Source organism: Citrobacter sedlakii (genome assembly GCF_018128425.1).
GTDB classification, from domain to species: Bacteria; Pseudomonadota; Gammaproteobacteria; order Enterobacterales; family Enterobacteriaceae; genus Citrobacter_A; species Citrobacter_A sedlakii.
The window spans coordinates 2,024,193-2,040,032 of the sequence record NZ_CP071070.1; the positions used below are offsets into that span (position 1 = coordinate 2,024,193).

Below are 15,840 nucleotides of genomic sequence, written 5' to 3' on the forward strand. Positions count from 1 at the left end.
ACGCAACCATCAACGCAATAAATAGCGACGCATTTTGCGTTTATTCCGGCGATAACGCGCGCGTAATGGGATTTAAGCTGTCGGCTGAATTTTGTCATCCGCGGGGGAGATATGCTCGATAAGCTCGATGCCGCTTTACGTTTTCAACAGGAAGCGCTGAATCTGCGCGCGCAGCGGCAGGAGGTACTGGCTGCCAACATCGCGAACGCGGACACGCCGGGTTACCAGGCGCGCGATATGGATTTTGCCAGTGAGTTAAAAAAAGTCATGGTGCGGGGAAGGCCGGAAACCAGCGGCATTTCCCTGGCATTGACCTCTGCGCAGCACATTCCCGCCCAGACCTTCTCGTCACCGTCTACGGAATTGCTTTACCGTGTTCCCGACCAGCCGTCGCTGGATGGCAATACCGTTGATATGGACCGCGAGCGCACGCAGTTTGCAGATAACAGCCTGAAATACCAGATGAGCCTGACCGCATTGAGCGGACAGATTAAAGGCATGATGAACGTGCTACAGGGAGGGAACTAATCCGTGGCGCTGCTGAATATTTTTGATATCGCCGGTTCGGCCTTAACGGCGCAATCCCAGCGCCTCAACGTGGCGGCCAGTAATCTGGCGAACGCCGACAGCGTGACGGGACCGGATGGTCAGCCGTATCGCGCGAAGCAGGTGGTTTTTCAGGTGGATGCGGCGCCCGGTGCGCCGACGGGCGGCGTGAAGGTGTCCAACGTGATTGAAAGCCAGGCGCCGGACAAGCTGGTCTATGAGCCGGGTAATCCTCTGGCGGACGCCAATGGCTACGTGAAAATGCCGAACGTGGATGTGGTGGGCGAAATGGTCAACACCATGTCCGCCTCCCGCAGCTATCAGGCAAACGTAGAAGTTCTCAACACCGTTAAAAGCATGATGCTTAAAACGCTGACACTTGGCCAGTAAAGGAGACGGCAATGTCTATCGCGGTAAACGTTAACGATCCGACTAACACCGGTGTGAAGAGTACCGGTAGCGGCAGCTCGCTGACCGGCAGCAACGCTTCCGATCTGCAAAGCAGCTTTCTGACGCTGCTGGTGGCGCAACTGAAAAACCAGGATCCCACCAATCCGATGCAGAACAACGAGCTGACCACTCAGCTTGCGCAGATCAGTACCGTCAGCGGTATCGAAAAGCTTAACACCACGCTGGGCGCTATTTCGGGCCAAATCGATAACAGCCAGTCGCTGCAGGCCAGCGCGCTGATTGGTCACGGGGTGATGATCCCCGGCACCACGATTCTGGCGGGCAAGGGAACGGAAGAGGGCGCGACCACCACGACCACGCCGTTTGGCGTTGAGCTACAGCAGCCCGCCGATAAAGTCACCGCCACGATCACCGATAAAGACGGCAAAGTGGTGCGCACTATTGAGATCGGCGCGCTGAAAGCGGGCGTTCATACCTTTACCTGGGACGGCACACTGACCGACGGCACCACGGCGCCAAACGGTTCGTATAACGTGGCGATCAACGCCAGCAACGGCGCGACGCAACTGGTGGCGCAGCCGTTGCAGTTTGCGCTGGTGCAAGGGGTGATCCGCAGTAACGGCGGCAATACGCTCGATCTCGGCACTTACGGAACCACCACCCTCGACGAAGTACGGCAGATCATTTAAGCCTTCTCACTTATCAGGAGTCAACATGGCCTTTTCACAAGCGGTTAGCGGTCTGAATGCCGCAGCCACCAACCTCGATGTCATTGGTAACAACATCGCTAACTCCGCCACGTACGGTTTTAAATCGGGTACCGCCTCGTTTGCGGATATGTTCGCCGGTTCCAAAGTCGGGCTGGGGGTAAAAGTGGCGGGTATCACCCAGGACTTTACCGACGGCACCACCACCAATACCGGCCGCGGCCTTGATGTCGCCATCAGCCAGAACGGTTTTTTCCGTCTGGTGGACAGCAACGGCGCCGTTTTCTACAGCCGCAACGGCCAGTTCAAACTGGACGAAAACCGTAATCTGGTGAATATGCAGGGGATGCAACTGACAGGTTACCCGGCAGCCGGCACGCCGCCGACCATTCAGCAAGGGGCGAACCCGGGGCCGATTACTATCCCGAACACGCTGATGGGCGCGAAAAGTACCGATACCGCGGCGATGCAGATTAACCTCAACTCGTCAGATAAAGTGCCCGCTAACAAGCCGTTTTCACCGACCGATGCTGACAGCTATAACAAGCGCGCGCCGCTGACCGTGTTCGACAGCCAGGGCAACCAGCACGACATCAACGTGTTTTACGTGAAAACCGGCGATAACACCTGGGACGTCTGGACTCAGGATTCCAGCGTAGCCAACTCGCCGTTGGTGAAAGCCGCCCAGATGAAGTTCGACGAGAACGGCGCACTGGATAACGTAGAAGAATATACCCCAGACGCTGGCGTACCGGCCCAGGACTGGGTGCTGAGCGGCACGCCGAATGCCACGCCAACCTTCCGGATCACCTCCGGCACGGTAAACGGCGCGGAACCGGCGGAATTCACCTTAAGCCTGCAGAACTCCATGCAGCAGAACACCGGTGCGAACAACGTCATTGCCACCACCCAGAACGGCTACAAGCCGGGGGACCTGGTCAGCTACCAGATTAACGACGACGGTACCGTGGTGGGCAACTACTCCAACGAGCAAAAGCAGGTGCTGGGGCAGATCGTGCTGGCGAACTTCGCCAACAACGAAGGGCTGTCGTCACAGGGCGATAACGTTTGGGCGGCGACCCAGGCATCCGGCGTTGAGCTGCTGGGTACGGCGGGCACGGGTAACTTCGGCAAACTGACCAACGGCGCGCTGGAGTCCTCGAACGTGGATCTCAGTAAAGAACTGGTGAACATGATCGTTGCGCAACGTAACTATCAGTCGAACGCGCAGACCATCAAAACCCAGGATCAGATCCTCAATACGCTGGTTAACCTGCGCTAAGCGCCTGACGGGATAGCTTAATGGATCACGCAATCTATACCGCAATGGGGGCAGCGAGCCAGACCCTGAATCAGCAGGCGGTAACGGCCAGCAACCTGGCAAATGCCTCGACGCCGGGCTTCCGCGCCCAGCTTACCGCACTGCGAGCGGTTCCGGTTGAAGGGCTGTCGCTGCCCACCCGGACGCTGGTAACGACCTCCACGCCGGGGGCGAACATGACGCCGGGCCAGATGGACTACACCTCGCGTCCGCTGGACGTGGCGCTGCAGCAGGACGGCTGGCTGGCGGTGCAAACCGCCGACGGCGGCGAAGGGTATACCCGCAACGGCAATATTCAGGTGGACCCCACCGGACAATTGACCATTCAGGGGCATCCGGTGATTGGCGAAGCCGGGCCGATAGCGGTGCCTGAAGGGTCGGAGATAACCATTGCCGCCGACGGCACTATCTCGGCGCTGAATCCGGGCGATCCGGCGAACACGGTGGCCCCGGTAGGACGTCTGAAGCTGGTAAAGGCTGAAGGGAATGAAGTACAGCGCGGCGACGACGGAATGTTCCGTCTGACCGCCGCGACTCAGGCCGCCCGTGGTCCGGTATTGCAGGCTGACCCGACGATCCGCGTCATGTCAGGGGTACTGGAAGGCAGTAACGTCAATGCGGTGGCCGCGATGAGCGACATGATCGCCAACGCCAGACGTTTTGAAATGCAGATGAAGGTTATCACCAGCGTGGATGACAACGCCGGGCGCGCTAACCAACTGCTGTCGATGAGTTAATACAGGACATTTTATGATCAGTTCATTATGGATCGCCAAAACCGGCCTGGACGCGCAGCAAACCAATATGGATGTGATTGCCAACAACCTGGCAAACGTCAGCACGAATGGTTTTAAACGCCAGCGCGCGGTATTTGAAGATCTGCTCTACCAGACGATTCGCCAGCCTGGCGCACAGTCTTCCGAGCAGACTACCCTGCCTTCGGGTCTGCAAATCGGTACCGGCGTACGACCTGTCGCGACCGAACGCCTGCACAGCCAGGGCAACCTGTCGCAGACTAACAACAGTAAAGATGTGGCGATTAAAGGTCAGGGCTTCTTTCAGGTAATGCTGCCGGACGGCACGTCGGCGTACACCCGCGACGGTTCGTTCCAGGTTGACCAGAATGGTCAACTGGTGACGGCGGGCGGCTTCCAGGTTCAACCTGCGATCACCATTCCGGCGAACGCGCTGAGCATTACTATTGGTCGCGACGGCGTTGTCAGCGTGACCCAGCAGGGACAGGCAGCCCCGGTGCAGGTGGGGCAGCTCAACCTGACCACCTTTATGAATGACACCGGCCTGGAGAGTATCGGCGAAAACTTGTACACCGAAACCCAGTCTTCCGGCGCGCCGAATGAGAGCACGCCGGGGCTGAACGGCGCGGGCTTGCTGTATCAGGGCTATGTCGAAACCTCAAACGTTAACGTCGCGGAAGAACTGGTCAACATGATCCAGGTTCAGCGCGCTTACGAAATCAACAGCAAAGCGGTCTCAACGACCGATCAGATGCTGCAAAAACTGACGCAACTCTAAGGTGATGCCCGGTGAGGCGAAAGCGTCACCGGCTCCCGGTTTCAGAAGATAAAGGCAATGCAAAAAAACGCTGCGCACGCTTACCCGATCATGGCCCTGCTGGTGGTTTCGCTGTCAGGATGCGCCTGGATCCCTTCCACGCCGCTGGTACAGGGCGCGACCTCGGCCCAGCCTGTTCCGGGACCGACGCCGGTGGCGAATGGTTCGATTTTTCAGTCCGCGCAGCCCATCAACTATGGCTATCAGCCATTGTTTGAAGACCGTCGCCCGCGCAATATTGGCGACACGCTGACCATCGTATTGCAGGAAAACGTCAGCGCCAGTAAAAGCTCGTCGGCGAACGCCAGCCGCGACGGCAAAACCAACTTTGGTTTTGATACCGTGCCGCGTTATCTGCAAGGATTGTTTGGCAATGCCCGTGCCGACGTAGAAGCGTCCGGCGGTAACACCTTTAACGGTAAAGGGGGGGCAAACGCCAGCAATACCTTCAGCGGCACGCTGACCGTGACCGTCGATCAGGTGCTGGTCAACGGTAATTTACATGTCGTGGGTGAAAAACAGATCGCCATCAATCAGGGGACTGAATTCATCCGCTTCTCCGGTGTGGTTAATCCACGCACCATTAGCGGCAGTAACACCGTTCCGTCAACCCAGGTGGCGGATGCCCGTATCGAATATGTCGGAAACGGCTATATCAACGAAGCGCAAAATATGGGCTGGCTCCAGCGTTTCTTCCTTAACCTGTCCCCGATGTAAGCGAGGTCTTCCATGTTTAAATCTGTAGTTGGACTGGTCCTGGTTCTCGCCGCCACGCTGGCCCATGCCGATCGTATTCGCGATCTCACCAGCGTACAGGGCGTACGTGAAAACTCGCTCATTGGCTACGGGCTGGTGGTAGGGCTGGACGGTACCGGCGACCAGACCACCCAGACGCCGTTTACCACCCAAACGCTGAACAACATGCTTTCCCAGCTCGGCATCACGGTGCCAACCGGCACCAATATGCAACTGAAAAACGTGGCGGCAGTTATGGTGACCGCCACCTTCCCGGCGTTTGGTCGTCAGGGGCAAACCATCGACGTGGTGGTGTCTTCGCTGGGTAACGCCAAAAGTCTGCGGGGCGGCACGCTACTGATGACCCCCTTAAAAGGGGTCGACAGCCAGGTGTATGCGCTGGCGCAAGGGAACATTCTGGTCGGCGGCGCGGGCGCCTCTGCGGGTGGCAGCAGCGTGCAGGTGAACCAGCTTAACGGCGGGCGCATCACCAACGGGGCGATTATCGAGCGCGAGCTGCCCAGCCAGTTTGGGGCGGGCAATACCCTGAATCTGCAGCTTAATAATGAAGATTTCACCATGGCCCAGCAGATCGCGGACACCATCAACCGCGCCCGTGGCTTTGGCAGCGCCACCGCGCTGGATGCGCGAACCATTCAGGTGCGGGTGCCGAGCGGCGGCAGTTCGCAGGTCCGCTTCCTCGCCGATATTCAGAACATGGAAGTCAACGTCACCCCGCAGGACGCGAAGGTGGTGATCAATTCACGTACCGGCTCGGTGGTGATGAATCGTGAAGTGACCCTCGACAGCTGCGCCGTGGCTCAGGGGAATCTCTCTGTAACGGTTAACCGTCAGGCGAACGTCAGCCAGCCGGATACACCGTTCGGCGGCGGGCAAACGGTGGTGACGCCACAAACGCAGATCGACCTGCGCCAGAGCGGCGGCTCGCTGCAAAGCGTGCGGTCCAGCGCCAACCTGAACAACGTGGTGCGGGCGCTCAACGCGCTGGGCGCGACGCCAATGGATCTGATGTCGATCCTCCAGTCGATGCAAAGCGCGGGCTGCCTGCGCGCCAAACTGGAAATTATCTGATGATTAGCGACAGCAAACTGCTGGCCAGCGCCGCCTGGGACGCGCAGTCCCTGAACGATCTGAAGGCCAAAGCGGGCCAGGACCCGGCGGCGAACATGCGTCCGGTGGCGCGTCAGGTGGAGGGGATGTTTGTACAAATGATGCTGAAAAGCATGCGTGAAGCGCTGCCGAAGGATGGCCTGTTCAGCAGCGATCAGACGCGTTTGTATACCAGCATGTACGACCAGCAGATCGCCCAACAGATGACCGCCGGTAAAGGGCTGGGTCTGGCGGAAATGATGGTTAAACAGATGACCCAGGGGCAGGCGCAACCGGTGGAAGAGGTGCCGCAGGTACCGATGAAATTCCCGCTGGAAACGGTGACCCGCTATCAACATCAGGCCTTGACCCAACTGGTGAGCAAGGCAATGCCGAAAGCGCCGGTCAGCAGCGACGAACCGCTCTCCGGCGACAGCAAAGATTTTCTGGCGCAGCTTTCGCTGCCGGCGCGACTGGCCAGCGAGCAAAGCGGCGTGCCGCATCATCTGATTCTGGCGCAGGCGGCGCTGGAGTCTGGCTGGGGGCAGCGGCAAATTCGCCGCGAGAACGGCGAGCCGAGCTTCAACCTGTTTGGCGTGAAGGCGTCCGCCAGCTGGAAAGGGCCGGTGACAGAAATCACCACCACCGAATACGAGAATGGCGAAGCGAAAAAGGTGAAGGCGAAGTTTCGCGTTTACAGTTCGTATCTGGAGGCGCTGTCGGATTATGTCGGTCTGCTCACCCGCAATCCGCGCTATGCCGCCGTTACGACGGCCGCCACGGCCGAGCAGGGCGCTCAGGCGCTGCAGAAAGCCGGTTATGCGACCGACCCCCACTACGCGCGTAAACTGACCACCATGATCCAACAGCTGAAGTCGATGAGCGAGAAGGTAAGCAACGCCTACAGCACAAATCTCGACAATCTCTTCTAAATGGCTCAAGTCCCGCGACCTGCTGCCGATAATGGTTTGTAACTGAAGGATTAAAAGGAACCTCCATGTCCAGCTTGATTAATAACGCCATGAGCGGGTTGAATGCAGCCCAGGCGGCGCTGAATACTGCCAGTAATAATATTTCCAGTTATAACGTGGCGGGATATACCCGACAAACCACGATTATGGCGCAGGCCAACAGCACGCTGGGCGCTGGCGGCTGGGTAGGTAACGGTGTGTATGTGTCCGGCGTACAGCGCGAATACGATGCGTTTATTACTAATCAGTTGCGCGCCGCGCAGAACCAGAGCAGTGGCCTGACGACCCGTTACGAGCAGATGTCGAAAATCGATAACCTGCTGGCGAGCAAAACCAGCTCCATTTCGACCTCAATGCAGGACTTTTTCACCAGTCTGCAAACGCTGGTGAGCAACGCCGAAGATCCGGCGGCGCGCCAGACGCTGATTGGCAAGGCGAACGGTCTGGTGAATCAGTTTAAGACCACCGACCAGTACCTGCGCGGCCAGGACAAACAGATCAATATTTCGATTACCTCCAGCGTCGATCAGATCAATAACTACAGCAAGCAAATCGCCAGTCTGAACGACCAGATTTCGCGTCTGACCGGCGTGGGCGGCGGGGCATCGCCGAACGATCTGCTGGACCAGCGCGACCAGTTGGTCAGCGAACTGAATAAACTGGTTGGCGTGGAAGTCAGCGTGCAGGACGGCGGCACCTATAACATCACAATGGCGAACGGCTATTCGCTGGTACAGGGCAGTAATGCGCGTCAACTGGCGGCGGTTCCGTCCCATGCCGATCCGTCGCGTATTACCGTGGCGTATGTTGACGAGCAGGCCGGGAATATTGAAATTCCGGAAAAACTGATTTCAACAGGTTCGCTGGGGGGACTGCTCAGCTTCCGTACCGAAGAACTCGACAAGACGCGTAACACGCTGGGACAGCTGGCGCTGGCGTTTGCGGACGCATTTAACCAGCAGCACCGCAAGGGTTATGACGCCAACGGCAATACCAATACGGATTTCTTTACCATCGGCAGCCCGGCAGTACTGAAAAACGACAAGAATACCGGTAGCGCAGCCGTGAGCGCTGCGGTGACCGATGCCTCAGCGGTACAGGCAACCGACTATAAAATGGTCTACGACGGGGCAAAATGGCAAATCACTCGCCTGGCCGATAATACCCGCTTTGAAGCGACCGCCACCAATGGAAAACTGACCTTTGACGGTCTGGAAGTGACGGTGGGAACCGGGGCGAATGCTAACGACAGTTTCACGCTGAAGCCAGTCGGCGACGCCATTATGAATATGAGCGTTAAGGTGACCAATGAATCGCAAATCGCCATGGCGCAAGACGCCACGTCAGGGGCGAGCGATAACCGTAACGGCCAGGCGCTGTTAGATCTGCAAAACGACGGCACCACCGTGGGCGGGTCAAAATCGTTTAACGACGCTTATGCCACTCTGGTGAGCGATGTTGGCAGTAAAACCGCGACGCTGAAAACCAGCAGCACCACTCAGAACGATGTGGTTACGCAGTTGACCCGACAACAGCAATCGATCTCCGGGGTCAACCTTGACGAAGAGTATGGCAACCTGCAGCGCTTTCAGCAGTACTATCTTGCCAATGCCCAGGTGCTGCAAACGGCGAACTCATTGTTTGATGCTCTGTTGAACATCCGCTAAGGGAGAAGGAACTCATGCGTATCAGTACCCAAATGATGTACCAGCAGAACATGCGTGGTATCACCAATGCTCAGGCCGAATGGATGAAATACGGTGAGCAGATGTCGTCGGGGAAGCGGGTTATTAATCCTTCAGATGATCCTATCGCGGCATCCCAGGCCGTGGTGCTTTCACAGGCGCAGGCGCAAAACAGCCAGTTCGCGCTGGCCCGTACTTTTGCCACGCAGAAGGTCTCGCTGGAAGAAAACGTGCTGAATCAGGTGACAACGGCGATTCAGACGGCACAGGAGAAAATTGTCAGCGCGGGAAACGGCACCTTAAGCGACGACGACCGTGCCTCGCTGGCGACCGATCTGCAGGGGATCCGCGATCAGCTTATGAACCTGGCGAACAGCACCGACGGCAATGGTCGCTATATTTTTGCTGGCTATAAAACCGAAACGCCCCCGTTCGCGCAGGCGGACGGGACCTATAACGGCGGCACCGAAAGCATTAAGCAGCAGGTGGACTCGGCGCGCTCGATGGTCATTGGTCATATTGGCAGCGACATCTTCAATTCCATTACCAGCAACGCGGTACCGGAGCCTGACGGTAAACCATCCGAAACGAACCTGTTCAGAATGCTGGACTCAGCCATCGACTCGCTCAATACCGCGGTAGGCGACGATGAAGCGTTGAAAGAGCAAGCTCAGGCGGTGATTGATAAAACCAACCGCGGGCTGAAAAATTCACTGAACAATGTGCTGAGCGTACGGGCGGAGCTGGGTACGCAACTGAGCGAACTCAGTTCTCTCGACACGTTAGGCAGCGACCGCGCGCTGGGACAAAAGCAGCAGATGAGTAATCTGGTCGACGTTGACTGGAACGAGGCGATCTCCTCGTACGTTATGCAACAGGCGGCGCTGCAGGCCTCGTATAAAGCCTTTACAGACATGCAGGGAATGTCGCTGTTTCAGCTCAACCGTTAACCGCACGTTTTGAAACATATCAAGAAACTGGGTATGTTTTGTCTGCCCGCTCCAGTACACCCCGGGGCGGGCATTTTTTTAGCGTTCTGTCTGCGGCTGTGCAGGTTGGCGTTTTGCCGTCATGCGGATAGCCAGCGCAACGGCACCGCATAGCGTTGCCAGCGTCACGACACCTGGCCAGTTTGCCCGCGCGTAAACCTGACTGCCGACCACCGACCCCAGCGCCATACCGATAAACACGACCGTGAACAGCAGGGCGTTGAGGCGACCCCGGGCCTGAGGCTCAAGGCTGTACACCAGATTCTGATGCGCCACCAGGCTTGACTGCAGCCCCAGATCGAACCCGACGGCGCAAAGCGCGATCAGAACCCATTGACCCGGCGCGGCCAGAAACGGTAAGGCATACATTACGGCGAAAGAGAGTGTCACCAACAGCGCGCCGAGTTGCGCAACTTTCTCCACGCCCATTTTATCCGCCAGATGGCCTGCCAGCGGGGCCGCCAGCGCGCCTGCTGCGCCGGCGATGCCGAACGCGCCCGCCGCAGCGCTGCCCATCCGGTAGTGTTCCGCCAGCATCACGGCAAGCGTTGACCAGAAGGCGCTAAAGGCGACAGAAAGCGCACCCTGCGCCAGCGCCGCCCGGCGCAGGGTTGGGTAACGCCGCCATAGCTGCGCCATGGTGCCTAACAGCGCCGGATAGTTCAGGGTGGAGTGGGCGGCAAACGGCGGCAGCGCTTTCCATAGCAGCAGACCTGCCAGCGCGATGCTGACCGCGGCAAGCTGATACATCTCACGCCAGCCAAACGCTTCGCCCACCAGGCCGCTGACGGTACGCGACAGCAGGATCCCCAACAACAGGCCGGTCATCACTGTGCCTACGGTCTTTCCCTGTTTCCCTTCCGGCGCCAGGATCACCGCCGCCGGAACAATATCCTGCGCCATCGTTGCCGCCATGCCAATGAGAAGGCTGACCAGCAGCAGGGAAGAGGCGGATTCGCTCACGCTACAGATCAGTAGCAGCAGGGCAAGGACGACGCTCTTTATCAGAATCAACATTCGGCGATCAAAACGGTCGCCCAGCGGCAATAAAAACAGAATGCCTGACGCGTAACCGGCTTGCGTCAGGGTGGGAACCAACCCCATGCCGGTGATGCTCATGCCAGGATCTTCCCCCATTAACGGCAACAGCGGCTGGGAATAATAAATGGCGGCAACGCTAAATCCGGCGCCCAGCGCCAGTACTAAAATAAGCCAACGGGAAGGTGTGTTCATACTGCTGTCCTCAATGACGGGTGTGAGGCTATTTTTCTCTCATACGCCGTGGTCGGGTAGCAGGCGAAATGGTAAAACAGTTATACGTTTAACGTATGGGTAAAAAGCACATGCTAAAAAATGAACGTATAGACAGGGTGGAGCTGATGCGGACGTTTGTGCGTATTGTCGAAGCCGGATCGCTCTCGGCAGCGGCAAGACAGTTAAATACCACCCAGGCCACTATCAGCCGTCGTTTACAGTCGCTTGAAGCCATGCTGGGCGTCAAACTGTTGTTACGCACCACTCATGCAATGAAGCTGACAGACGACGGCGAGCGCGGTTATCAACACGCGAAACACATTATTGACGCCTGGCTGGCGCTTGAGGACGGGCTTAACGCGGCGGAAGACGAACCCGTAGGTACGCTGCGGGTACGCGCGCCGCATGCTTTCGGCCAGCAGCAGCTCCTGACGCCGTTACTCCATTTTTTGGCCCGTTACCCGAATCTGTCAGTGGAGTGGATGCTCAACGACAAAACGGTCGACTTCCTGAGCGACAACATTGATTGCGCTATTCGGGTGGGGGCAGAGGTTGATCCGGCCACGGTGTCGGTGCTGCTGGCGGAAGTGCCGCGTAGCGTGGTGGCGACGCCAGAGTTACTGGCGGAATTTGATCCTGTCAGCGAACCGCATCAGTTGTCTGCGCTACCCTGGATCGCGCTCAACACTTTCTATCAACATAACGTCTCGCTGAGCCATCAGATTAGTCGCCAACCGGTGAGCTTCCCGATTACGCCACGGCTGAGTACTGACAGTATTTACGTCGCACGTAATGCGGCGCTGGCAGGGCTGGGCGTTGCGATTGTCTCCAGCTGGACGGTGGAAGAAGATATCGCCAGCGGGCGTCTGGTTGAACTGGTTGCCGACTGGCAGGCTGCGCCGTTACCGGTACATCTGGTCTATCCGTGGGCGCGTTATTATCCTTCCCGACTGCGCCGTTTCCTGGAATTAATGAAAGAGGTGATGCCAGAACTGGCGGGAATGCGCCAACCGCAGGGGGAATAAAAAAGCCGACCCGGAGGTCGGCTTTCTCAGACAGTCCGCCTGTTATTCGACAGGCTGAGGGCGGGTCGGACCCGCAGACGCGTGATGCGTCGCGCTGTGGCCGCCAGCGGCGCCTTTACCTTCAAAGGCGAAGGCAGGACGCTGCCAGTCGCTGTGGCGCGGTGCTTCCGGCACGTACTCCGGCGCAGGCGCGCGGGTCATCGGTGCGGTAGCGTGGCTGTGCTCAACCGGCGCGGCGACAACGGCAGGTTTTTCCTCTTTTGCCGCTTCAACCTGGACGGCAACAGGCGCAGGGGAAACGACCACTTCCACTTCGTCCTGTGCTTCAACGTCCTGTTCGTTAACCGGTTCGGCAATGACTTCAGGCTCAACGGCAACCGGTTCCGCCACGGCTTCAGGCTCAACGACCACGACATCGGCGGGTTGTTCTGCGACCGGCGCAGTCTCCTGCGTTTCGGCGACCGGCTCTGCTTCAGCGGCGACGTTTTCAGCAACGGGCGCATCGGCATCGGCAATGATTTGCGGCTGTTCGTCAACCGGGGCGGCAATCACCTCCGGATGCGTCGTTTCCACGGCATCCTGCGGCTGAACAGGCGCGTCGGCAATCGTCTCCGCCATGGCCTGAAGCGGCTCAACGGCAGCGGCTACGGCCTGCGCTTCAGTTACCGCTGGCTGCGCCTGAACCTGCCCGAGTTCCTGCTCTTGCTGCTCGATATCCTGAGGACGGGCCACCGGGTAGCGGATCCACACTTTACCGGAGGCCATCTCCGGCGATGCGCAGGCAACGGTCAACGGCATGGGTGACTGGAGCGGATAGCGTTCGTCACGGTAGCGACGACGGCGTTGACCGCTTACACGCAGATGACGTGGAGAACGACGGGAGCGACGCGGCATACCGGCGTTATCACGCGCGTCGCCGTTATCTTCCTGCTCCTGAGCAACCTCGGCAACGACCGGCAGCGGGACTTTTGCCAGCTCGGTGCTCTGCGCAGGCGCGGTCTCTGCCACGACCGGCGCGGCAACGGTATCTTCGTTTGCTGCCGTACTTACCGCATCCGCTTCTGTCGCATTGTCGGTGTAACGCACTTTTTGACTCAGCTGGCGTTGTTTACGGCGCGGCTGCGCCTGACGAACACGTTCTTCCTGCTCGGTATCCTGAGTCTGCTGCTCGTCCAGATTCAGCGCTTTCACTTCCTGCTGGGCCTGACGTTTTTCTTCGCTACGGCGACGATTACGTTCGCGACGCTGCGGCTGTTGCGGCTCATCGGCTGCCTTCGCTTTTTCCGTCACGTCACTGGACTGCTGACGGCTATCGCGTTCGGTATTCTGCTGGGCCTGACGACGATTACGGCGGTTCTCGTCACGGCTTTCACCGTTTTCTGAACGGTCGCCGCGTTCGCTGCGATTATCGCGGTTGTCACGGCGCTCGCTGCGATCGTTACGGTCGCGGCGGTTGTTCTGACGTTTACGACGATCCTGCTGGCGTTCCGGTTTTTCTGCCGCTTTTGGCGCGGGTTGCTCTGCAGGCTTCGCTTCTTCACTGCCGCTGAACAGCGACTTCAGCGCGCCAAAGAAGCGGCTGAGCAGACCCGGTTCTGCAGGCGTAGCCGGTGCGGCTGCGGCTTTCGGCGCGGCAGTTTTGACCACCGGTTCGGCAGCCGCCGGCGCTGGCGCAGGCGGAACATCCGGCATTGCAAAAGTTGCAAGGGCAGGTTGTTCCGGACGTTTACGCTCGGCGTATTCTTCTTCAGACGGCAACGCCATCGCTTCTTCATGCAGTTTTGGCAGCATGTAGCTCAGGGTTGGTGTCTCTTCGCCTTTACGTACGCGCAGTACGGAGTAATGCGGCGTTTCCATCTGATCGTTAGGGACGATCACACAGCGCACACCGTTCTGACGCGTTTCAATTGCGTTAACGGCAGTACGTTTTTCGTTAAGCAGGTAGGACGCAATCGGCACTGGAACAATCGCATGAACTTCCTGAGTGTTCTCTTTCAGCGCTTCTTCTTCGATCAGGCGCAGAATGGACAGCGACAGCGACTCGTTGTCACGAACGGTGCCGGTACCGCTACAGCGCGGACAAACGTGATGGCTGGATTCGCCCAGTGACGGACTCAGGCGCTGACGGGACATTTCCAGCAGGCCAAAGCGCGAAATATGGCTGATCTGAATGCGGGCCCGGTCCTGACGCACCGCTTCACGCAGACGGTTTTCCACCGCGCGCTGGTGGCGAACCGGCGTCATGTCGATGAAGTCGATAACAATCAAGCCGCCAAGATCGCGCAGACGCAACTGGCGAGCGATTTCATCGGCCGCTTCAAGGTTGGTGTTAAACGCGGTTTCTTCGATATCGCCGCCGCGGGTAGCGCGAGCGGAGTTGATGTCGATAGCGGTTAACGCTTCGGTGCTGTCGATTACAATGGAACCGCCGGACGGCAAGCGTACTTCACGCTGGAACGCGGACTCAATTTGCGACTCGATCTGGTAATGGCTGAACAGCGGTATTTCACCGGTGTACAGTTTAATTTTGCTGCTGAAGTCCGGACGACCCAACGCGGCGATATGCTGGCGCGCCAGTTCAAGCACTTTCGGGTTATCGATGAGAATTTCACCGATATCCTGACGCAGGTAGTCGCGAAACGCGCGAACAATCACGTTGCTTTCCTGATGGATCAGGAATGGCGCCGGGCGGCTTTCCGCTGCTTTCTGGATGGCTTCCCAGTGCTTCAGACGGAAGCTTAAGTCCCACTGCAACGCGTCGGCAGACTTGCCGACGCCTGCGGTGCGCACAATAAGTCCCATGCCGTCGGGCAGCTCAAGGCTTGCCAGCGCTTCTTTCAGTTCGGTGCGATCGTCGCCTTCAATACGACGAGAGATGCCGCCCGCGCGCGGGTTGTTTGGCATCAGCACCAGATAACTTCCCGCCAGGCTGATAAAGGTGGTCAGCGCAGCGCCTTTGTTGCCGCGTTCTTCTTTATCAATCTGAACAATGACTTCCTGACCTTCGCGCAACACATCTTTAATGTTGGGACGACCATGCGCGTTGTAACTGGCGGGGAAATATTCGCGGGCAATTTCTTTTAACGGGAGGAAACCGTGACGTTCAGCGCCGTAATCAACAAAAGCCGCTTCCAGACTCGGTTCAATACGGGTAATTTTGCCTTTATAGATGTTCGCTTTTTTCTGCTCGTGTCCAGGACTTTCAATATCCAGATCGTACAGACGCTGCCCATCTACAAGGGCAACACGCAACTCTTCCTGCTGAGTTGCGTTGATTAACATTCTTTTCATCGTAACTTACTCATTATTCTTACATTGACGACTAAGCTGCGGGCAGAGTATCGCCTTTCCGGGTGTGAACCGATGGCCTCGTGTCTATTCGCGTCGCCAACCTCACGGTTATCGTCAGCTCAAAGAGGCGCAGAGTGTCGGTTGCCTGTATTTCATACGGAAACACAGCGCAATTATCAGGGGAACTGCCTGGGTGTTACTCTCCAGAGAAGATCCGATCTAC

The 15,840-nt window shown here is 58.0% G+C and carries 14 protein-coding genes; 12 read left to right on the plus strand and 2 right to left on the minus strand.

Annotated features, from left to right (window positions below):
• Nucleotides 1–111 precede the first annotated feature (111 nt).
• The 11 genes from flgB (at nucleotide 112) to flgL (ending at nucleotide 10,008) form a co-directional block, all read left to right on the plus strand.
• A complete protein-coding gene (gene flgB, locus JY391_RS09700) occupies nucleotides 112–528 on the plus strand; it encodes a flagellar basal body rod protein FlgB (protein WP_042283766.1) in 417 nt (138 codons plus the stop codon).
• 3 nt (nucleotides 529–531) lie between these two features.
• Complete coding sequence (gene flgC / locus JY391_RS09705; protein WP_042283764.1) at nucleotides 532–936, plus strand: flagellar basal body rod protein FlgC; 405 nt, start codon at nucleotides 532–534, stop codon at nucleotides 934–936.
• 11 nt (nucleotides 937–947) lie between these two features.
• Nucleotides 948–1,646, plus strand: coding sequence for a flagellar hook assembly protein FlgD (flgD, locus tag JY391_RS09710; RefSeq protein WP_060571351.1), 699 nt, complete (start codon nucleotides 948–950; stop codon nucleotides 1,644–1,646).
• A gap of 25 nt (nucleotides 1,647–1,671) precedes the next feature.
• Complete coding sequence (gene flgE / locus JY391_RS09715; RefSeq protein ID WP_181823047.1) at nucleotides 1,672–2,946, plus strand: flagellar hook protein FlgE; 1,275 nt, start codon at nucleotides 1,672–1,674, stop codon at nucleotides 2,944–2,946.
• A gap of 20 nt (nucleotides 2,947–2,966) precedes the next feature.
• The gene (locus JY391_RS09720) at nucleotides 2,967–3,722 is read left to right on the plus strand and encodes a flagellar basal body rod protein FlgF (RefSeq protein ID WP_211935640.1); all 756 of its coding nucleotides are present in this window, start codon (nucleotides 2,967–2,969) and stop codon (nucleotides 3,720–3,722) included.
• Nucleotides 3,723–3,735: 13 nt separating this feature from the next.
• Nucleotides 3,736–4,518 carry a flagellar basal-body rod protein FlgG gene (gene flgG / locus JY391_RS09725; protein ID WP_042283756.1) on the plus strand — a complete coding sequence of 261 codons (783 nt, stop codon included), beginning with the start codon at nucleotides 3,736–3,738 and terminating at the stop codon, nucleotides 4,516–4,518.
• Between the two features lie 57 nt (nucleotides 4,519–4,575).
• Nucleotides 4,576–5,274, plus strand: a complete 699-nt coding sequence (gene flgH, locus JY391_RS09730; RefSeq protein ID WP_211935641.1) for a flagellar basal body L-ring protein FlgH — start codon at nucleotides 4,576–4,578, stop codon at nucleotides 5,272–5,274.
• Between the two features lie 12 nt (nucleotides 5,275–5,286).
• Nucleotides 5,287–6,384: a flagellar basal body P-ring protein FlgI gene (locus tag JY391_RS09735; RefSeq protein WP_042283752.1), complete on the plus strand. Its 1,098-nt coding sequence runs from the start codon at nucleotides 5,287–5,289 to the stop codon at nucleotides 6,382–6,384.
• Entirely contained in the window at nucleotides 6,384–7,334 is a 951-nt protein-coding gene (flgJ, locus tag JY391_RS09740) for a flagellar assembly peptidoglycan hydrolase FlgJ (RefSeq protein WP_211935642.1), read from the plus strand. Before JY391_RS09735 ends, flgJ begins: the two co-directional genes overlap by 1 nt.
• A 65-nt stretch (nucleotides 7,335–7,399) precedes the next feature.
• Nucleotides 7,400–9,040 (plus strand): flagellar hook-associated protein FlgK, encoded by a 1,641-nt coding sequence (gene flgK, locus JY391_RS09745; protein ID WP_211935643.1) that lies wholly within the window; start codon nucleotides 7,400–7,402, stop codon nucleotides 9,038–9,040.
• Between the two features lie 14 nt (nucleotides 9,041–9,054).
• Entirely contained in the window at nucleotides 9,055–10,008 is a 954-nt protein-coding gene (gene flgL / locus JY391_RS09750) for a flagellar hook-associated protein FlgL (RefSeq protein ID WP_042283746.1), read from the plus strand.
• A gap of 78 nt (nucleotides 10,009–10,086) precedes the next feature.
• Here flgL and JY391_RS09755 read toward each other — a convergent pair whose 3' ends face one another.
• A complete protein-coding gene (locus JY391_RS09755) occupies nucleotides 10,087–11,280 on the minus strand; it encodes an MFS transporter (RefSeq protein ID WP_211935644.1) in 1,194 nt (397 codons plus the stop codon).
• Between the two features lie 95 nt (nucleotides 11,281–11,375).
• Between JY391_RS09755 and JY391_RS09760 the strand changes: the two genes are divergently transcribed.
• Complete coding sequence (locus JY391_RS09760; protein ID WP_229264098.1) at nucleotides 11,376–12,326, plus strand: LysR family transcriptional regulator; 951 nt, start codon at nucleotides 11,376–11,378, stop codon at nucleotides 12,324–12,326.
• Nucleotides 12,327–12,368: 42 nt separating this feature from the next.
• On the opposite strand, the gene rne is transcribed toward JY391_RS09760, so the two are convergent.
• Nucleotides 12,369–15,617: a ribonuclease E gene (gene rne, locus JY391_RS09765; RefSeq protein WP_211935645.1), complete on the minus strand. Its 3,249-nt coding sequence runs from the start codon at nucleotides 15,615–15,617 to the stop codon at nucleotides 12,369–12,371.
• Nucleotides 15,618–15,840: the final 223 nt, after the last annotated feature.